Here is a 315-nt window from a genome sequence, read left to right on the forward strand (position 1 = left end):
GGGCGACGGCAGGCTGGTGGGGATCGACTTCCGCGTCCAGAACGGCAAGCTGTACGGCGTCGGCGACAAGGGCGGCGTCTACACCCTCGACGACAAGGCCGCGGCGGTGAAGGTCTCGCAGCTGACCGTCGCCCTGAAGGGCAGGCACTTCGGGGTCGACTTCAACCCCGCCGCCAACCGCCTGCGGGTCATCGGCGACACCGGCCAGAACCTGCGCCACAACATCGACGACCCGGCCGCCCCGAGGACCACCACGGTCGACGGCACCCTCACCAACCCCACCACGCCGCCGTCCACCGCCCTGGGCGTCACCGG

1 protein-coding gene is annotated in these 315 nt (G+C 71.4%); it reads left to right on the forward strand.

Translation table 11 applies throughout. The annotated features are described in order from the left end of the window. Window positions 1–315 (forward strand): DUF4394 domain-containing protein (locus tag ADL08_RS13965; RefSeq protein WP_159043065.1); only part of this gene is annotated, 315 nt, incomplete at both ends.

Source organism: Streptomyces sp. NRRL F-6492 (assembly GCF_001280125.1).
Classification (GTDB): Bacteria; Actinomycetota; Actinomycetes; order Streptomycetales; family Streptomycetaceae; genus Streptomyces.